The sequence below is a fragment of the Xenophilus arseniciresistens genome, from assembly GCF_028023875.1.
GTDB lineage: Bacteria > Pseudomonadota > Gammaproteobacteria > Burkholderiales > Burkholderiaceae_C > Xenophilus > Xenophilus arseniciresistens.
In genome coordinates this window covers 78513-96274 of the sequence record NZ_JAQIPB010000003.1, presented here as the reverse complement: position 1 = coordinate 96274, position 17762 = coordinate 78513, and the positions used below count along the sequence as shown (strand labels likewise).

16 protein-coding genes are annotated in these 17762 nt (G+C 67.8%); 2 read left to right on the top strand and 14 right to left on the bottom strand.

Going from position 1 to position 17762, the window contains the following annotated elements:
- Window positions 1-87 precede the first annotated feature (87 nt).
- From accD to asd, 7 genes are all read right to left on the bottom strand, one after another.
- Entirely contained in the window at window positions 88-960 is an 873-nt protein-coding gene (gene accD / locus PGB34_RS09080) for an acetyl-CoA carboxylase, carboxyltransferase subunit beta (protein ID WP_271427769.1), read from the bottom strand.
- A 136-nt stretch (window positions 961-1096) separates the two neighbouring features.
- Window positions 1097-1915: a tryptophan synthase subunit alpha gene (trpA, locus tag PGB34_RS09075; protein ID WP_271427768.1), complete on the bottom strand. Its 819-nt coding sequence runs from the start codon at window positions 1913-1915 to the stop codon at window positions 1097-1099.
- A gap of 85 nt (window positions 1916-2000) precedes the next feature.
- The gene (trpB, locus tag PGB34_RS09070) at window positions 2001-3287 is read right to left on the bottom strand and encodes a tryptophan synthase subunit beta (RefSeq protein WP_271427767.1); all 1287 of its coding nucleotides are present in this window, start codon (window positions 3285-3287) and stop codon (window positions 2001-2003) included.
- A gap of 79 nt (window positions 3288-3366) precedes the next feature.
- Window positions 3367-4053, bottom strand: a complete 687-nt coding sequence (locus tag PGB34_RS09065; RefSeq protein WP_271427766.1) for a phosphoribosylanthranilate isomerase — start codon at window positions 4051-4053, stop codon at window positions 3367-3369.
- Between the two features lie 17 nt (window positions 4054-4070).
- Window positions 4071-4886, bottom strand: coding sequence for a tRNA pseudouridine(38-40) synthase TruA (gene truA, locus PGB34_RS09060; RefSeq protein ID WP_271427765.1), 816 nt, complete (start codon window positions 4884-4886; stop codon window positions 4071-4073).
- 204 nt (window positions 4887-5090) lie between these two features.
- Window positions 5091-7862 carry a FimV/HubP family polar landmark protein gene (locus PGB34_RS09055; RefSeq protein ID WP_271427764.1) on the bottom strand — a complete coding sequence of 924 codons (2772 nt, stop codon included), beginning with the start codon at window positions 7860-7862 and terminating at the stop codon, window positions 5091-5093.
- Between the two features lie 161 nt (window positions 7863-8023).
- Complete coding sequence (gene asd / locus PGB34_RS09050; RefSeq protein WP_271427763.1) at window positions 8024-9154, bottom strand: aspartate-semialdehyde dehydrogenase; 1131 nt, start codon at window positions 9152-9154, stop codon at window positions 8024-8026.
- Window positions 9155-9493: 339 nt separating this feature from the next.
- Here asd and PGB34_RS09045 point away from each other — a divergent pair, with 339 nt between their 5' ends.
- Both PGB34_RS09045 and PGB34_RS09040 read left to right on the top strand, forming a co-directional pair.
- The gene (locus PGB34_RS09045; protein WP_271427762.1) at window positions 9494-10198 is read left to right on the top strand and encodes a helix-turn-helix transcriptional regulator; all 705 of its coding nucleotides are present in this window, start codon (window positions 9494-9496) and stop codon (window positions 10196-10198) included.
- Window positions 10199-10281: 83 nt separating this feature from the next.
- The gene (locus PGB34_RS09040; RefSeq protein WP_271427761.1) at window positions 10282-10902 is read left to right on the top strand and encodes a glutathione S-transferase family protein; all 621 of its coding nucleotides are present in this window, start codon (window positions 10282-10284) and stop codon (window positions 10900-10902) included.
- Window positions 10903-10920: 18 nt separating this feature from the next.
- On the opposite strand, the gene leuB is transcribed toward PGB34_RS09040, so the two are convergent.
- From leuB to PGB34_RS09005, 7 genes are all read right to left on the bottom strand, one after another.
- Window positions 10921-11991 (bottom strand): 3-isopropylmalate dehydrogenase, encoded by a 1071-nt coding sequence (gene leuB / locus PGB34_RS09035; RefSeq protein WP_271427760.1) that lies wholly within the window; start codon window positions 11989-11991, stop codon window positions 10921-10923.
- A 33-nt stretch (window positions 11992-12024) separates the two neighbouring features.
- Entirely contained in the window at window positions 12025-12675 is a 651-nt protein-coding gene (gene leuD, locus PGB34_RS09030) for a 3-isopropylmalate dehydratase small subunit (RefSeq protein WP_271427759.1), read from the bottom strand.
- 23 nt (window positions 12676-12698) lie between these two features.
- Complete coding sequence (gene leuC / locus PGB34_RS09025) at window positions 12699-14120, bottom strand: 3-isopropylmalate dehydratase large subunit (RefSeq protein ID WP_271427758.1); 1422 nt, start codon at window positions 14118-14120, stop codon at window positions 12699-12701.
- 47 nt (window positions 14121-14167) lie between these two features.
- On the bottom strand, window positions 14168-15145 hold the full coding sequence (locus tag PGB34_RS09020) for a LysR family transcriptional regulator (RefSeq protein WP_271427757.1): 978 nt from the start codon (window positions 15143-15145) through the stop codon (window positions 14168-14170).
- A gap of 192 nt (window positions 15146-15337) precedes the next feature.
- The gene (gene gltA / locus PGB34_RS09015; protein ID WP_271427756.1) at window positions 15338-16648 is read right to left on the bottom strand and encodes a citrate synthase; all 1311 of its coding nucleotides are present in this window, start codon (window positions 16646-16648) and stop codon (window positions 15338-15340) included.
- A 19-nt stretch (window positions 16649-16667) separates the two neighbouring features.
- Window positions 16668-17003: an FAD assembly factor SdhE gene (locus tag PGB34_RS09010; RefSeq protein WP_271427755.1), complete on the bottom strand. Its 336-nt coding sequence runs from the start codon at window positions 17001-17003 to the stop codon at window positions 16668-16670.
- Between the two features lie 43 nt (window positions 17004-17046).
- Complete coding sequence (locus PGB34_RS09005) at window positions 17047-17748, bottom strand: succinate dehydrogenase iron-sulfur subunit (protein ID WP_271427754.1); 702 nt, start codon at window positions 17746-17748, stop codon at window positions 17047-17049.
- Window positions 17749-17762 lie beyond the last annotated feature (14 nt).

The window sequence follows — 17762 nt, the reverse complement described above, 5'->3', positions numbered from 1 at the left end:
TTCGCACGCCGCTCCTTCGCGGTCCGTCCCAATGCAAAGCGGCGCTCATGAGCGCCGCTTTTTTTGTGCCGAAGAGAGGCTTCGCGATCAGCTCACCGCGTCGGCCGACTGGCGCGTGAGCATGGCCAGCACGCTGGCGATGGTCTTGCGCAGCTCGCGCCGGTCGCTGATGAAATCGATGGCGCCCTTTTCCTGCAGGAACTCGGCGCGCTGGAAGCCTTCGGGCAGCTTTACGCGCACGGTGGACTCGATCACGCGCGGGCCGGCAAAGCCGATCAGCGCCTTGGGCTCGGCGATCACCACGTCGCCCACGAAGGCGAAGCCGGCCGACACGCCGCCCATGGTGGGGTCGGTCAGCACGCTGATGTAGGGCAGGCCCTTCTTGGCCAGGCGCGTGAGCGCGGCGTTGGTCTTGGCCATCTGCATCAGCGACAGCAGGCCTTCCTGCATGCGCGCGCCGCCGGTGGCGGTGAAGCAGATGAAGGGCACCTTCTGTTCGATGGCGGTTTCCACGCCGCGCACGAAGCGCTCGCCCACCACCGAGCCCATGGAGCCGCCCATGAAGTCGAATTCGAAGCAGGCTGCCACCACGTTGATGCTGTGGACACAGCCACCCATCACGATGAGTGCATCGGTTTCGCCGGTCGATTCCAGGGCTTCCTTGAGGCGCTCGGGGTACTTGCGGCTGTCCTTGAACTTCAGCGCGTCGACCGGGAGCACTTCCTGCCCGATCTCGTAGCGGCCTTCGGCGTCGAGGAAGGCGTCGAGCCGTTCGCGCGCGCCGATGCGGTGATGGTGGCTGCAGTGGGGGCAGACGTTCTGGTTCTGCTCGAGGTCGGTCTTGTACAGAACCGTCTCGCAGCTCGGGCACTTGATCCACAGGCCTTCGGGCACCTGGCGGCGCTCGGTGGGGTCGGTCTGGGCGATCTTGGGGGGCAGCAGTTTTTCGAGCCAGCTCATGGATGCATTGCCTTAGAGAGAAATCGGGCCGGCCATGCCGGCCCGAGGATGCAGGGGCGCCCGCGCAGGGCCGCCCGCGCGGGCGCAGGGGAGCGATTATCCGCCAGCAGCGCCTGGCGGCCCCGGCGCGCCATTTTCAGCGCGGCAGCGCGTCCAGCGCCTGGCGGATGCCCGAGAGGAAATCGGCCGCCGCCGGCACCACGGCCTCCTGCGGCAGGCCCTCGATGAGCTGGATCAGCCGCGTGCCGATCACCACGGCGTCGGCCGCCGCGCCCACCGCCTGGGCGGAAGCCGCATCACGGATGCCGAAGCCCACGCCCACGGGCACGCTCACATGGCTGCGGATGCGCGGGATCATGCGGCGCACGGCGTCGGTGTCCAGGTGGCCGGCGCCGGTCACGCCCTTGAGCGAGACGTAGTAGACATAGCCGCTGGCCATGCGCGCCACCTGGGCCATGCGCGCGTCGGTGCTGGTGGGCGCGAGCAGGAAGATCAGGTCCATGCCGTGGGCCTTGAGCGCCGCGGCGAAGTCTGCGCATTCCTCGGGCGGGTAATCCACGATCAGCACGCCGTCCACGCCGGCCTGGGCCGCGTCGCGCACGAAGGCGCCCGCGCCATGCTTCTGGTCGTAGCGCTCCACCGGGTTCGCATAGCCCATCAGCACCACGGGCGTGCTGCTGTTGCGCGTGCGAAAGGCGGCCACCATGGCCAGCACCTGCGTCATGCCCACGCCCAGGGCCAGCGCGGCCTCGCCGGCCTTCTGGATCACCGGGCCGTCGGCCATGGGGTCGGAGAAGGGCACGCCCAGCTCGATCACGTCGGCGCCCGCAGCGGCCATGCCGTGCATCAGCTCGGGCGTGATGTCGGCGAAGGGGAAGCCGGCCGTGACGTAGGGAATCAGCGCCTTGCGGCCTTCGGCCTTCAGCTTGTCAAACGTGGCAGCAATGCGGCTCATATTGCCTCCTGAGGAGCCGCCACTAGGGAGGCAAGCGCCCCCTCGGGGGGCAGCGAACACACGAAGTGATGAGCGTGGGGGCGAATCATTGCTTGCCTCCCTTCACGCTCAGACCGCGCATCGAAGGACGGTCGTAGAAATCGACGCCCGACAGGTCGGCCACGGTGCCGATGTCCTTGTCGCCACGGCCCGAGAGGTTGACCAGGATGGACTGGTCAGGTCGCATGGTTTTGGCCAGCTTGAGCGCATAGGCCACCGCGTGGCTCGATTCCAGCGCGGGGATGATGCCTTCGGCGCGGCACAGATGGTGGAAGGCGGCCAGCGCCTCCTCGTCGGTGATGCCCACGTACTCGGCGCGCTGGATGTCGGCCAGGTGCGCATGCTCGGGGCCCACGCCGGGGTAGTCCAGGCCGGCGCTGATGCTGTGCGTCTCGGTGATCTGGCCGTCTTCGTTCTGCAGGATGTAGGTGCGGTTGCCATGCAGCACGCCGGGGCTGCCGCGCTGGATCGAGGCCGAGTGCTTGCCGCTGTCCAGGCCTTCGCCAGCCGCTTCCACACCCACCAGCTTCACGCCGGGGAAGGGAATGTAGGGGTGGAAGATGCCCATCGCGTTGCTGCCGCCGCCCACGCAGGCCACCACCACGTCCGGCTGGCGGCCTTCGGCTTCGCCGGTGATGCCCTGCGCGGCCAGCATGGCCGGCATCTGCTCGATGCATTCGAGGCCGATCACGCGCTGGAAGTCGCGCACCATCATCGGGTAGGGGTGCGGCCCGGCCACGGTGCCGATGATGTAGAAGGTGTTCTCCACATTGGTCACCCAGTCGCGCATCGCTTCGTTGAGTGCGTCCTTGAGCGTGCGGCTGCCCGACTCCACCGGCACCACCGTGGCGCCCAGCAGGTTCATGCGATAGACGTTGGGGCTCTGGCGCCGCACGTCCTCGGCGCCCATGTAGACCACGCACTCCAGGCCGTAGCGCGCACAGATGGTGGCCGTGGCCACGCCGTGCTGGCCGGCGCCGGTTTCGGCGATCACGCGCGGCTTGCCCATGCGCCGGGCCAGCATGGCCTGGCCGATCACGTTGTTGATCTTGTGCGCGCCGGTGTGGTTCAGATCCTCGCGCTTGAGGTAGATCTGCGCGCCGCCGATCTCGCGGCTGGTGCGCGCGGCGTGGTAGATCGGCGAGGGCCGGCCGACGAAGTGCTTGAGTTCGTAGGCGAACTCGGCCAGGAAGTCCGGATCGTTCTGGTAACGGGCATAGGCCTCGCGCAACTCGGCGATGGCGTGGGTCAGCGTCTCGCTGGCGAATGTGCCGCCATAAGGGCCGAAGTGGCCGGCAGCGTCGGGAAATTCATAGGAAGAAAAGGACGACATGCGTTCTCCTGGGTCGCGGGCAGCGCGCTTGTGCACTGCGCCGCAAAGATCGGGAGCCGCGAATCCGTTCGGACGGGTGTCAGGCGCTGGCGTCGGCCGCGCGCACCGCCGCGATGAATTCGCGGATCTTGCCGGCGTCCTTGATGCCCTTGGAGGCCTCGACGCCGGAGCTCACGTCAACGGACAGCGATTTCGCGCCAGCCCGCAGCGTGCGCAGCGCACGCAGGCCATCGCCCACACTTGCAGGTGTGAGTCCACCACTCAAGACGAGGTGAGCGTCGACGGCGTGTGGAAGATGTGACCAATCGAATGCCTTGCCGCCGCCGCCATAGCCTTCGACCTGGGCGTCGAGCAGGATGGCGTGGGCGCGAGAGAACAGTGCCGCGTAGTGTACGAGGTCGAAGGCGGCGCCTGCCTCGCCCAGCGGAATGCGGGCGGCGCGCATGAAGCGGTAGCGCCCCTGGCCGCTGGCCTGCCAGCATTGCTCGGGCGTTTCGTCGCCATGGAACTGCGCGATCGCGCCGGGCGCGATGGCCAGGGCCTGCTGAACCACTGCGGGCGCTTCGTTCACGAACAGCAGCACGGGTGTGACGAAGGGCGGCAGGCGCGCTGCGAGTTCGGCCGCGCGCTGCGGTGTGACGGCACGCGGGCTCCTGGCATAGAGCACGAAGCCCAGCGCATCAGCACCCGCAGCCACGGCGGCATCCACGTCCTGCTCGCGCGTGAGGCCGCAGATCTTGATGCGCGTGCGTGCTTCCTGGGTCATGGCAATGGCTGCGTCCTTCATGGCGGGCCATGATACGAAGCGGCGGCGCTGCCCAGCGTCACCTCTTGGGGCAGGCCCCAATGCGGCTCATACAGCGGCCCCAGGAAGTACAGCCCGTCGCCCGAGAAGGTGGGCGCGGCCCGCTCCCGGCTGCGCGCATCGCGCACCTCGCGCACCCAGTCGGGCGGCGCATGGCCCTGGCCCACGCGAATCAGGCAGCCCATGAGGTTGCGGATCATGTGGTGCAAAAAGGCGTCGGCCTCGAACTCGAAATGCCAGCGGCAGCGCGGGCCGTCGCCCAGGCGCGTGATTTCGATGCGCCGCAGGTCCTTGACGGGCGAGCGCGCCTGGCAGGCGGAGGCGCGGAAGGAACTGAAGTCGTGCGTGCCCAGCAGGTGCAGGGCGGCGGCGCGCATGGCAGCGCCATCCAGCTCATGCATGGACCAGCCGACGCGGCCGCTGTCCAGGCTGGGCCGCACCGGTGATTGCGACAGCACGTACAGATAGCGCCGCGCGCGGGCGCTGGCGCGGCAGTGGAATTCGGGCGGCACCTCCTGCGCCCACTGCACGGCGATGTCGTCGGGCAGGAAGCGGTTGGGGCCGCGCATCCAGGAGAAGGGCGCACGCGCGATGTCGGTGTCGAAATGCACCACCTGCATCCAGCCATGGACGCCGGCATCGGTGCGGCCCGCGCACAGCGTGCCGATGCGCGGCTGGGCCGTGAACCGACCCAAGGCCAGTTCAAGCCGGTCCTGCACGGTGCGGCCCGAGGGCTGGCTCTGCCAGCCGTCGTAGGCCTGGCCGTTGTAGCGCACCCCCAGGGCTATGCGCATGGTGGGTGATCCTTCAGGCGAAGCGGACTCAGGAACAAGGGATGTGACCGGCAATGAAAAAAATGGCCCCGCGCTGCCCCGCTTCGCGAGGTCCGCTGCCCCGAGGGGGCTTTTCATCTTGGGGCGGCCCGGCGATGAAAAAGGGCGGCCCGCAGGCCGCCCCGGAGTTTGACATGTTGTGCAGCGAGAAAGGGCGTGCGCGGCTCAGCGCCACTCGTTGAGCAGCAATTGCGCCTGGTTGCGCGATTCGTCCTTGCTTTCGCTCATCACCTCTTCCAGCAGCGAGCGCGCGCCTTCGTCGTCGCCCAGCGCATGCAGCTCGCGCGCCAGCGAGAGCTTGATCGCATGCGGGCTGTCGGCACCGGCGTCGGAGGCGGGCGCAGCGGTTGCGATCTGTGCATCGGCCGGCATGGTGCCGAGCGGCGCCTGAGGCAGGGTTTCCAGCGCGGCCGGACGCGTCGGCGTGTTCTCGCGCAGGCCGGACAACGCTGTCATGTCGAACTCGATGAAACCCGAGTCGCCGGGCAGTCCCGCATGCTGGGTCGCGGTGCTCGAACGGTCACCGTCCACGGACAGGGCCGAGCGAGGGTTGCCAAGATCGAGCCTGCTGTCCAGGTCGCCGGGGGCCGTCTCGAAGTCGTTGTCCAGCAGGTCGTGCTGCAGCAGCGGCGAGCGCGCCGGATCGACAGCGGGCGTGGCTTGAAGCGGCTCGAAGCTCATGGGCGGCAGCGCAGGCTCGCTCAGCAGATCGGGCGTCCCCTGCGCGTCGGCCAGGGGCGCCGGCTTGCTCAGATCCAGTTCGAAATCCAGCGGCGCCACGGAAGGCACGAAGGCCTGCACGGGTTCTGCGGCCACAGGCGCCGCTGCAGGCGGCGGTGGCGATGCCACTGCTGCCGCCGCGGCAGCGGCCGCAAGGCCACCGGCTGCGGAGGCCAGCGGCACCGTCTTCTCGGTGTCCAGCACGGCCGCGCTGCCCTGGTACAGCGGATTGCCGGGGTCCAGTTCGCGGCCCATGTCCAGCACGCGGCTCCATTCGGGGCCACTGCCGTTGCTCAGCTTGCGCACCTCGCCTGCCAGTTGCTCAAAAGCGCGCAGGTCTCGGCGCTTGGCGTGGATTTCCAGCAGCTTGAGGTGGATGGCCAGACGCTCGGGTGTGGTCCGCAGCGCTTCGCGCAGGATTTCCTCGGCCTGCAGGTCGCGCCCATAGGCCAGGTACACGTCGGCCTCGGCCACCGGATCGACATCGCCGGCATCGAGCTGGCTGGGCGAATAGGACAACGAGGAGACCACCGAGCTGTTGCGGCTGTTGGTGTCCACCGATTCGCCGCCTGTGGCGCCGAAGAAGGAGTCCCTGGGCAGCTTGCTTTCGGGGAAGGTGCTGTCCGCAGCATCGGCCTTCTTGCGATTGCGCAGACGCAGCGCCAGAAAACCCAGCAGCAGCAACACCAGGGCGCCAGCAGCCAGAACGATGGGGTTGTCCAGCAAGGCGTCGAGCAGGCCGGGTTCAGGGGGCGGCGCTGGTGCTGCTGCAGGCGCCGGGGCGGGCGCGGGAGCGGGCACAGGTGCCGCGGCCACCGGCGGCGCAGCTTCGGCCGCCGGGGCCGGCGCTGCCGTTTCCGATGTTGCGGGGGGTGTGGTGCCGGGCGGCGTGCCTTGCACCGTGGGGCCGGGGATCGGCGCTGCGGCAGGCGCTGCTGCCGGGGCCGTTGCGGCAGCCGTTGCAGGCGCTGCACCAGGTGCCGTCGGTGCGGCAGCGGGGGCAGGAGCGGGGGCCGGTGCAGCGGCGCCGTTCGCCGTCGACGCGGCAGGCGCCGGAGCAGCGCCGGCACCACCACCCTGGATCCGGTTGAGCTCTTCGATGTTTCGCTGCAGCTCGCTCACGCGCGCCGAGGACTCCTGGGCCTGGCGTGCCTGGGCGATGCGCTCCTCATTGCGCGCAGCAGCGCCGCCTTGCGCAAGGGTCAGGCGGTCAGGCGACGTGGCATTGGCGTTGCGATCTTCCACGTTGGCCTGCAGGCGCCCCGAGGCCTGGCGATCAGCGGCGGCGACCTGGGAGGTCGGCGCGTTTTCTGCCAGACGGCGACGGTACTGGGCGAAATCGCGGCTCTGGGCCACCACGGTGCGGCGTGCCTGCGCAGCAGGCGTGCTGGCGGCTTCGCTGCTGCTGGGTATCTGCAGCACTGCACCGGCACGCATGCGGTTGACGTTGCCGTCGATGAAGGCATCCGGATTGGCGCGCAGCAGTGCCACGAGCATCTGGTCGAGCGAGACGTCTGCGGGTTTGTAAGCCGCGGCCAGACGCCCGGCCGTATCGCCTCGCTGAACCGTGACCTGCTGGCCACCAGCACTGGCGGCCGGACTCTCGGTACGCACGGGCGCCGCCGGGACCGGCGCAGACGCCGTACCGCGAGGCGCCGCCGCGGGGCGGGCGGGGATCACCGCCGTCACGCGCGGCTGCGGGCTGACGATCTGGGGGGCGGTGGGCGCCACGGGCTGCGCTGCAGCCTGGCGCGTGCTGCTGGGCGGATCCAGCAGCAAGGTGTAGTCGCGAACGATCCGGCCGCTGGCCCAGTTGGCCTCCAGCAGCAGGTCCACGAAGGGTTCGTTCATGGGCCGTGAGCCGGTCAGCCGCACCACGTAGCTGCCGTCGGCCCGACGCTGCAGGGTCGTCTGCACGTTGGCCAGCGCATCGTTGTACGTCACGCCTGCAGCCTGGAAGGCGGCGCGCGGCGCCAGCAGCACGCGCAGGCCATCCGCTTCGCCCGGGCCGATGTCGGTGACGTCGACCTCGGCGCGCAGAGGCTCGCCGAGCGCGGACCGCACATTCAGCCGGCCCAGCGTGAGCGCCTGGGCGTCAGGCAGCCCCAGAGTCAGCGCCAGCGCCGCAGCCACGCTCAAGGCCGAGAGCCGGCTGACGGGGTGCGAGTTCGGGTGTCCTGCCGGCGATTGGCTTGCGAACGACGTTGTTCTGGTCATGCTTGAAGGGGCACGGCGCCCGTAAATGTAAAAGGACGTTAACACCAACTTGTCGTCAATGACAAGACAAGCGGTGTTTTGTCCCAGTGCGTGCCAACTTCGGCAGGAAAAGTGCGTTGCTGACTCGCAACGCACTTTGCCGCAAGCCCCGAAGGCCGGGATCAGGCAGCCAACAGGATCCGCAGCATGCGACGCAGCGGCTCGGCCGCGCCCCACAGCAACTGGTCACCGATGGTAAACGCGCCCACATACTCGGGCCCCATCGCCAGCTTGCGGATGCGGCCGACGGGGATGGTCATCGTGCCCGTGACGGCCACGGGCGTCAGATCGGCCAGCGTGGCTTCGCGCGTGTTGGGCACCACCTTCACCCACTCGTTGTCCGCGGCGATCATGGCCTCGATGTCGGCCACGGGCACGTCCTTCCTGAGCTTGAAGGTCAGCGCCTGGCTGTGGCAGCGCATGGCCCCCACGCGCACGCAGAAGCCATCGACGGGCACGGCGGCGGAGCCGAAGCCTTCGCCCTGGCCCAGGATCTTGTTGGTCTCCGCCATGCCCTTCCACTCTTCCTTGGACATGCCGTTGCCCAGATCCTTGTCGATCCAGGGGATCAGCGAACCGCCCAGGGGCACGCCGAAGTTGGCCGTCTCGGCGCCCGACAGGCTGCGCTGCTTCTCGATCACCTTGCGGTCGATTTCGAGGATGGCGCTCTTCGGATCGTCCAGCAGGTTGCGCACTTCGGCGTTGAGCGTGCCGTACTGCGTGAGCAGCTCGCGCATGTGCTGGGCGCCGCCGCCGCTGGCAGCCTGGTAGGTCTGGGTGCTCATCCACTCGACCAGACCCGCCTTGTACAGCGCACCCACGCCCATCAGCATGCAGCTGACGGTGCAGTTGCCGCCGATCCAGTTGCGCCCGCCCTTGGCCAGCGCCTCCTTGATCACGGGCATGTTGACCGGGTCGAGCACGATGACGGCGTCGTCCTTCATGCGCAGGGAGGAGGCGGCATCGATCCAATGGCCGTTCCAGCCAGCGGCGCGCAGCTTGGGGAACACCTCGTTGGTGTAGTCGCCGCCCTGGGCCGTGATGATGATCTCGCAGCGCTTGAGCTGCTCGATGTCGAAGGCGTCCTGCAGCGTCGTTTCGTTCTTCGCCTGGGCCGGGGCCTTGCCGCCGGCGTTGGAGGTGGAGAAGAACAGCGGCTCGATCAGATCGAAATCCTTCTCGGCCTCCATGCGATCCATGAGGACGGAGCCGACCATGCCGCGCCAGCCGACCAGACCTACCAACTTGCTCATTTCAATGCCCTTTCAGTGTCTACCAGTCAATAAAAACGGAGAGACCGCGCCGAAGGGGCTGCCCGCCTGGCTCGTCCGAGGGCCAGGGGGAGGCGCGCGCGACGAACCAGGCTGGGTCAGCCCTTAATGATCGTCGTGGTTTTGGTGATGGTTGCGCGCGCGCCTGCACCGGTCTTGGCGGCGCAGGCAGTGTTCATGGCGAACGAATGGGCGGCAAACATGGGCGCGGATTCTAGCGCGAACATGCGCAAGTGCGCGCGGGCGGCGTGCGTGCACTCGGCCCCCGGGCGCGTGCCGGACAATCGCTGCCATGCAAGCCGTACTGCAGGAAATCGCTCCGTGAGCACCCGCGCCACCCGTCTTCTGCGCCTCCTCGATCAGTTGCATCGCCGTCGCCATCCGGTGACCGGCGCCTGGCTGGCCGAGACGCTGGGGGTGAGCCTGCGCACGCTGTACCGCGACGTGGACGCGCTGCGCGCGCAGGGGGCCGCCATCGCCGGCGACCCGGGCGTGGGCTACGTGCTGCGGCCGGGCTTCGTGCTGCCGCCCTTGATGTTCTCGCCCGAGGAACTGGAAGCGCTGGCGCTGGGCGCGCGCTGGGTGGCCAGCCATGCCGACCCCGAACTGGCCGGCGCCGCGCAACAGGCGCTGGACCGTGTGGCCGGCGTGCTGCCCGACACGCTGCGCCTGCAGGTGGAGACCAGCGGCCTGTTCGCACCCCTGTGGCAGAACGCCGCCCCTGCGCCCGAGCCCTGGGTGGCCATGCTGCGCAACGCCATCCGTGAGGAGCAGGTGCTGCAGTTGGACTACCGCGATGTCGATGGCGAAGTCAGCACCCGCGCGATCTGGCCGTTCGCGATGGCTTTTCTGTCCGACAAGCGGCTTCTGGCGGCCTGGTGCGAACTGCGGCAGGATTTTCGCCACTTCCGAGCCGACCGCGTGCTGGCACTGCACGACGGCGGCCGGCGCTACCCGCAGCGCCGCCATGAGCTGCTGCGCCGATGGCGCGCGCACTGCCTGGCGCAGCGCGCCACCACGCCCTGACGGCGTCTTGATCGGCTGCTGACATGGGCTGTCAGCAGGCGGGGCGCAGACTGGCGGCTTACCCACTGCGCCAAAGGCCAACCATGTCGAACACCCTGACCTTCTACACCCACCCCATGTCGCGCGCCCGCGTCACGCGCTGGATGCTGGAGGAAACCGGCCTGCCCTATGAAGAGGTGGTGCTCGCCTTCGGCAGCACGATGAAGGCGCCGGCGTATCTGGCGATCAACCCCATGGGCAAGGTGCCTGCGCTCAAACATGGCGAGACGGTGATCACCGAGAACGCCGCCATCTGCGCCTACCTGGCCGAGCTCGTGCCCGAGCTGGGCCTGGCACCGCCCATCGGCAGCGCCGCGCGCGCGGCCTACTACCGCTGGATGTTCTTCCTCTCGGGCCCGGTGGAGGCACTGATGACGGCCAAGCACGTGGGCAAGCTGGCCGAGCCCATGGCCGCCGGCTATGGCAGCGAGGACGACCTGCTGCGCACCCTGGAGCAGGCGGTGAGCGGGCGCGAGCATCTGGCCGGCGACCGGTTCACGACCGCCGATCTGTACATGGCGGCGTTCCTGGGCTATTACATGCAGGTCGGCATGCTGGCTCCTCGCCCGGCCTTCACCGCGTTCGCCCAGCGCCACGCCGTGCGGCCGGCGGCGCAGCGCGCCAACGCGCGCGACGACGCGCTGGTGGCCGCGAGCAAGTCCTGATGCGCCGCGCCGTGGGCTTCAGCCCATCGCCTTGAGCACCGCGTCGCCCATCTCGCGCGTACCGACCTTGGTCGTGCCTTCGCTCCAGATGTCGGGCGTGCGCAGGCCCTGGGCCAGCACCTTCTTCACGGCGTTCTCGATGCGCGTGGCCGCCTCTTCCTGGTTCAGCGAGAAGCGCAGCATCATCGCTGCCGACAGGATCGTGGCCAGCGGGTTGGCCACGCCCTTGCCGGCAATGTCGGGGGCGCTGCCGTGGCTGGGCTCGTACAGGCCCTGGTTGCTGCTGTTGAGGCTGGCCGAAGGCAGCATGCCGATGGAGCCGGTGAGCATGGAGGCCTCGTCGCTCAGGATGTCGCCGAACATGTTGCCGGTCACGATCACGTCGAAGGCCTTGGGCTTCTTCACCAGCTGCATGGCCGCGTTGTCCACGTACATGTGCTCCAGCTCCACGTCCGGGTACTCCTTGTGCACCTCGGTGACCACGTCCTTCCAGAACTGGAAGGTCTCCAGCACGTTGGCCTTGTCGACCGAAGTCACCTTCTTGTTGCGCTTGCGGGCGGCCTCGAAGGCGACGCGCGCGATGCGCTCGATCTCGGGCCTGCTGTAGCGCATGGTGTCGAAGGCTTCCTCGGCGCCGGGGAAGTGGCCATCCACGGCCGTGCGGCGGCCGCGCGGCTGGCCGAAGTAGATGTCGCCCGTGAGCTCGCGGATGATCAGGATGTCCAGGCCGGCGACCAGCTCGGGCTTGAGGCTGGACGCATTGACCAGTTGCTCGTAGCAGATGGCCGGGCGGAAGTTGGCGAACAGGCCCAGGTTCTTGCGCAGGCCCAGGATGGCCTGCTCGGGACGCAGCGGGCGGTCCAGCGTGTCGTACTTCCAGTCGCCCACGGCGCCGAAAAGCACGGCGTCGGCTTCCTTGGCCAGCTTGAGCGTGGCCTCGGGCAGCGGGTGGCCATGGGCGTCGTAGGCGGCGCCGCCGACCAGCGCGCTTTCCATCTCGAACTTCAGGTCGAGCGCATCGAGCACGCGGACGGCTTCCGCGACGATTTCGGTGCCGATGCCGTCACCCGGCAGGACTGCGATTTTCATGATCGTTGTGTCTTCAGTTTGAAAGTTGGGGGCTCAGCTCGCCATTTGGTGCGCGAGCCAGGGCTTGGTGGCCAGGCGCTCGGCTTCGAAGGCCTTGATCTTGTCCTTGTGGCGCAGGGTCAGGCCGATGTCGTCCAGCCCGTTGAGCAGGCAGTAGCGGCGGAAGGCCTGCACGTCGAAGGCGATCTCGGTGCCGTCGGGCTTGATGATCACCTGGCGTTCCAGGTCCACGGTGAGCTGGTAGCCCGGGAAGGCGAAGACTTCGTCGAAGAGCTTGGCGATGGTGCTTTCGGGCAGCACGATGGGCAGCAGGCCGTTCTTGAAGCTGTTGTTGAAGAAGATGTCGGCGAAGCTGGGCGCGAGGATGGCGCGAAAGCCGAACTGGTCCAGCGCCCAGGGCGCGTGCTCGCGGCTGGAGCCGCAACCGAAGTTCTTGCGCGCCAGCAGGATGGAGGCGCCGGCATAGCGCGGCTGGTTCAGCACGAAGTCCGGGTTGGGCTTGCGTTGGCCTAAGTCCATGCCCGGTTCGCCATGGTCCAGGTAGCGCCACTCGTCGAAGAGGTTGGGGCCGAAGCCGGTCTTGCGGATGGACTTGAGGAACTGCTTGGGGATGATGGCGTCGGTGTCGACGTTCTCGCGGTCCATGGGGGCCACCAGGCCCTGATGCACGGTGAATTTCTGCATGATGTGTCTTCTTGCTCGGGCGCTCAGGCGAACTGGCGGATGTCGACGAAATGGCCGTGGATGGCGGCCGCGGCGGCCATGGCCGGGCTCACGAGGTGGGTGCGCCCGCCCGCGCCCTGGCGGCCTTCGAAGTTGCGGTTGCTGGTGCTGGCGCAGCGCTCGCCCGGCTCCAGCCGGTCGGCGTTCATGGCCAGGCACATCGAGCAACCCGGCTCGCGCCATTCGAAGCCGGCGGCCTCGAAGATCTTGTCCAGGCCTTCGCGCTCGGCCTGGTCCTTCACCAGGCCGGAGCCCGGCACCACCATGGCCAGCTTCACGTTCTTGGCCACCTTCTGGCCCAGCTTCTTCACCACCGCGGCGGCTTCGCGCATGTCCTCGATGCGGCTGTTGGTGCAGCTGCCGATGAAGACCTTGTCCACGAAGATGTCGCCCAGCGCCTTGTTCGGCTCCAGGCCCATGTAGGTCAGCGCGCGCTCGATGGCGCCGCGCTTGTTGGCGTCTTTTTCCTTGTCCGGGTCGGGCACGCGCGCGTCCACGGGCAGCACCATTTCGGGCGAGGTGCCCCAGGTGACCTGCGGCTTGATCTGCGCCGCGTCGAGTTCGACCACGGTGTCGAAATGCGCGCCGGCATCGGAGTGCAGCGTCTTCCAGTAGCTCACGGCCTGGTCCCATTCCACGCCCTGGGGCGCGAGCGGGCGGCCCTTGACGTAGTCGATGGTCTTCTGGTCCACGGCCACCAGGCCCGCGCGCGCGCCGGCCTCGATGGCCATGTTGCACACGCTCATGCGGCCTTCCATGCTCAGGTCGCGAATCGCCGAGCCGGCGAACTCGATGGTGTAGCCCGTGCCGCCGGCAGTGCCGATCTTGCCGATGATGGCCAGCACGATGTCCTTGCCGGTGATGCCGGGCGCGACCTTGCCCTCGACCTTGACCAGCATGTTCTTCGCCTTTTTGGCCAGCAGCGTCTGCGTGGCCATCACGTGCTCCACCTCGCTGGTGCCAATGCCGTGCGCCAGCGCGCCGAAGGCGCCGTGCGTGCTGGTGTGGCTGTCGCCGCAGACCACCGTCATGCCCGGAAGGGTGGCACCGTTCTCGGGTCCGATCACGTGGACGATGCCCTGGCGCTTGCTCATGAAGGGGAAGAAGGCTGCCGCGCCGAACTCCTTGATGTTCGAGTCCAGCGTGGTGATCTGCTCCTTGCTGATCGGATCGACGATGCCGTCGTAGCCGCGCTCCCAGCCGGTGGTGGGCGTGTTGTGGTCTGCGGTGGCCACCACCGAGCTCACGCGCCACAGCTTGCGGCCGGCCTCGCGCAGGCCCTCGAAGGCCTGCGGGCTGGTCACTTCATGGATCAGATGGCGGTCGATGTAGAGGACGGAGGTGCCGTCTTCTTCGGTGTGGACGACGTGTTCGTCCCAGAGCTTGTCGTAGAGCGTGCGTGCCATGGCGAGGGTCTTCTTTCGTGGGGGATGGATTGTCGCGCGATGCGCGTTCAGGCGGGGGAGGCCGCAGGGGCCTGCGCGGCGGCGCGGCCGTCCGCGGGCTCGGGCGCGCGCAGGTGCTCGACCAGCGTGCGCGCGGCCACGGGCAGCGTGGAGAAGTCACGGGCCACCAGGCTGATCTGCCGCTCGGCCCAGTCGTCGGTGAGCGCGGCGGATGTGAGCGCGCGGCCGATGCCCTGGCGCATGAGCATGAAGGCGTGAAGGGGCATCACGCCCACGCCCAGCCCGTTGTCGATCATGCGGCACATGGCGTCCAGGCCCGTCACGCGCATGCGCAGGCGCACGCTGCGGCCCTGGGCCAGCGCTGCCTGATGCAGCGCGCGGTAAATGGAGCTGTTGGCATGCAGGCCCACGAGGTCGAAGTCCAGCACCTGCGCAAAAGCCAGCTGCGGGTGCGCCGCGAGCGGGTGGCCCTGGGGCATCACCAGCACGAGCTGGTCCTGGCGATAGGGCAGGGTCTGCAGGCCGTGGGCACCAGGGGTGTCTGTGGGCACGTGGCACAGGCCCAGGTCGGCCGCGCCTTCCTGCACGGCGCGCATCACCTCGCTGGACAGGTGCTCTTCCAGGTCGATCTTGATGGCCGCGTGGTGGCGCGCAAAGGCGCCCAGGTCCTCGGGCAGGTACTGCACGATGGCCGAGATGTTGGCATGCACGCGCACATGGCCGCGCACGCCCTGGGCGTACTCGCTGAGCTCGCCCTGCATCTTCTCGAGGCTGTAGAGCACGGAGCGTGCGTGGTGCAGCAGGCTTTCGCCGGCGGGCGTGAGGTCGACGCCGCGCGCATGCCGGTACAGCAGGCTGGTGCCCAGCGTGCCTTCAAGCTCCGACAGGCGCTTGCTGACGGCCGAGGCGGCAATGAATTCCCGCTCGGCGGCGCGGCCGATGCTGCCGGTCTCGCACACGGCCACGAACAGCTGCAGGCTGGTCAGGTCGATGCGGCGGGCAAAACTGCGCTCGGAGGGGTTCATGGCGTGGGGCATCGCATCAGGCGATGAATGCCGCGATTCTCCCCCTTAAAGCACGCTCAAGCCATCGCGTTGCACGATGGCTCGGGTGCCGGGCAGCGAAGAGCGGCCCGGCCATGAAAAAAGCTGCCCGAGGGCAGCTTCTGAAGGCCTTGCAGCACCGGTGGGCCGGTGCCGCAGCAGCGTGGGGGAGGATCAGCGCTGGGCGATGGGCTTGACGTCGCGCGGCGCAGAGCCGGTGAACAGCTGGCGCGGACGGCCGATCTTGTACTCGGGGTCGCCGATCATTTCGTTGAGCTGGGCGATCCAGCCCACGGTACGGGCCAGCGCGAAGATGCCGGTGAACAGGTTGACCGGGATGCCGATGGCGCGCTGCACGATGCCCGAGTAGAAGTCCACGTTCGGGTACAGCTTGCGCGAGACGAAGTACTCGTCTTCCAGGGCAATCTTTTCCAGTTCCTTGGCCAGCTTGAACAGCGGGTCCTTTTCCAGGCCCAGCTCGGTCAGCACTTCATTGCAGGTTTCCTGCATCAGCTTGGCGCGCGGGTCGTAGTTCTTGTACACGCGGTGGCCGAAGCCCATCAGCTTGACGTTGGAGTTCTTGTCCTTCACCTTCTTGATGAACTCGCCGATCTTCTCCACGCCACCTTCCTTCTGGATGTCGTAGAGCATGTTCAGCGCCGCTTCGTTGGCGCCGCCGTGGGCAGGGCCCCACAGGCAGGCCACGCCGGCCGCGATGGCCGCGAAGGGGTTCGTGCCCGAGGAGCCGCACAGGCGCACCGTGGAGGTGGATGCGTTCTGCTCGTGGTCGGCGTGCAGGATGAAGATGCGGTCCAGGGCGCGCTCGAGCACCGGGCTGACCTTGTAGTCCTCGCAGGGCACGCCGAACATCATGTGCAGGAAGTTGCCGGCGTAGCTCAGCTCGTTCTTGGGGTACATGTACGGCTGGCCGATGGTGTACTTGTAGGCCATGGCCACCAGCGTGGGCATCTTGGCGATCAGGCGGATGGCCGAGATCTCGCGGTGCTCGGGATTGTTGATGTCCGTGCTGTCGTGATAGAAGGCCGACAGGGCGCCCACCAGGCCGGTCATGATGGCCATCGGGTGCGCGTCGCGGCGGAAGCCGCGCAGGAAGAACTGCATCTGCTCGTTGACCATCGTGTGCTTGGTCACGAGGCTGCTGAACTTTTCCTTTTCGGTGGCGTTCGGCAGCTCGCCATTGAGCAGCAGGTAGCAGGTTTCCAGGAAGTCGCAGTTCGTGGCCAGTTGCTCGATGGGGTAGCCGCGGTACAGCAGCTCGCCCTTGTCGCCATCGATGTAGGTGATGGTGGACTGGCACGACGCCGTCGACATGAAGCCCGGGTCATAAGTGAACATGCCCGTCTGAGCGTAGAGCTTGCGGATGTCGATCACATCGGGGCCCACGGTGCCCTTGTAGATCGGCAGGTCGACGCTTTGCCCGCCGTTGCTGAAGGACAGGGAGGCCTTGGTGTCGGAAGCTTTCATGGCGACTTTCTCTCGGAAGTTAATGGGTGGGTGAGGAAGACGGGGAAGGGGTTGCCAGTCGGTGCGCGCCATCGGCGTGCATGGTCTGCAAGAGCGCCAGCACATGGGCATCGGCCCATGCGGCATCGGGCTGCCTGCGTTGCAGCAGCAGCTCCAGCAGATCGTGGTCCGACAGGTCCATCAGCGTCTCCAGGGCCCGGGCCTGCGCATGCGTCAGGCCAGCTTCATGCCGCTCGAAAAAGCGGGTGATGAACAGGTCGTTCTCCAGCAGGCCGCGACGGCAGCGCCACTTGAGCTTGCCCAGGGCCTGCGCGCTCAGGGGCGCGTCGTCTGGGGCACAGTCGTGGTCGCTCATGAAGGGTCTGCAAGGAGAAGAGAACTTGGCGCAGGGCAAAGGGTCAGATGGCCCGGCGGACCATCAGTTCCTTGATCTTGCCGATGGCCTTGGTCGGGTTCAGGTGCTTGGGACACACGTCCACGCAGTTCATGATCGTGTGGCAGCGGAACAGGCGGTACGGGTCTTCCAGATTGTCCAGGCGCGCACCAGTGGCTTCGTCGCGGCTGTCGGCAATGAAGCGATAGGCCTGCAACAGGCCGGCCGGGCCCACGAACTTGTCGGGGTTCCACCAGAAGCTGGGGCAGCTGGTGGAGCAACTGGCGCACAGGATGCACTCGTACAGGCCGTTGAGCTCTTCGCGCTCCTCGGGCGACTGCAGGCGCTCCTTCTCGGGGGCTGGCGTCTCGTTGATCAGGTACGGCTTGACCGAGTGGTACTGCTTGAAGAACTGCGTCATGTCCACGATCAGGTCGCGGATCACCGGCAGGCCCGGCAGCGGCTTCAGGACGATGGGGTCCTTCAGCGTGTTCATGTTGGTCAGGCAGGCCAGGCCGTTCTTGCCATTGATGTTCATGGCGTCCGAGCCACACACGCCTTCGCGGCAGGAGCGGCGGAAGGCGATGCTCGGATCCTGCGCCTTGAGCTTCACAAGCGCGTCCAGCAGCATGCGTTCGTGGCCGTCGAGCTCGATCTCGACGGTCTGCATGTAGGGCTTGGCGTCCTTGTCCGGGTCGTAGCGGTAGATGTGGAAAGTGCGCTTCATCGTGTGGGACCTTG

Coding starts and splice junctions, on each gene's coding strand:
- accD (WP_271427769.1), bottom strand. CDS start 960: ATGAGCTGGCTCGAAAAACTGCTGCCCCCCAAGATCGCCCAGACCGAC.
- trpA (WP_271427768.1), bottom strand. CDS start 1,915: ATGAGCCGCATTGCTGCCACGTTTGACAAGCTGAAGGCCGAAGGCCGC.
- trpB (WP_271427767.1), bottom strand. CDS start 3,287: ATGTCGTCCTTTTCTTCCTATGAATTTCCCGACGCTGCCGGCCACTTC.
- PGB34_RS09065 (WP_271427766.1), bottom strand. CDS start 4,053: ATGACCCAGGAAGCACGCACGCGCATCAAGATCTGCGGCCTCACGCGC.
- truA (WP_271427765.1), bottom strand. CDS start 4,886: ATGCGCATAGCCCTGGGGGTGCGCTACAACGGCCAGGCCTACGACGGC.
- PGB34_RS09055 (WP_271427764.1), bottom strand. CDS start 7,862: ATGACCAGAACAACGTCGTTCGCAAGCCAATCGCCGGCAGGACACCCG.
- asd (WP_271427763.1), bottom strand. CDS start 9,154: ATGAGCAAGTTGGTAGGTCTGGTCGGCTGGCGCGGCATGGTCGGCTCC.
- PGB34_RS09040 (WP_271427761.1), top strand. CDS start 10,282: ATGTCGAACACCCTGACCTTCTACACCCACCCCATGTCGCGCGCCCGC.
- leuB (WP_271427760.1), bottom strand. CDS start 11,991: ATGAAAATCGCAGTCCTGCCGGGTGACGGCATCGGCACCGAAATCGTC.
- leuD (WP_271427759.1), bottom strand. CDS start 12,675: ATGCAGAAATTCACCGTGCATCAGGGCCTGGTGGCCCCCATGGACCGC.
- leuC (WP_271427758.1), bottom strand. CDS start 14,120: ATGGCACGCACGCTCTACGACAAGCTCTGGGACGAACACGTCGTCCAC.
- PGB34_RS09020 (WP_271427757.1), bottom strand. CDS start 15,145: ATGAACCCCTCCGAGCGCAGTTTTGCCCGCCGCATCGACCTGACCAGC.
- gltA (WP_271427756.1), bottom strand. CDS start 16,648: ATGAAAGCTTCCGACACCAAGGCCTCCCTGTCCTTCAGCAACGGCGGG.
- PGB34_RS09010 (WP_271427755.1), bottom strand. CDS start 17,003: ATGAGCGACCACGACTGTGCCCCAGACGACGCGCCCCTGAGCGCGCAG.
- PGB34_RS09005 (WP_271427754.1), bottom strand. CDS start 17,748: ATGAAGCGCACTTTCCACATCTACCGCTACGACCCGGACAAGGACGCC.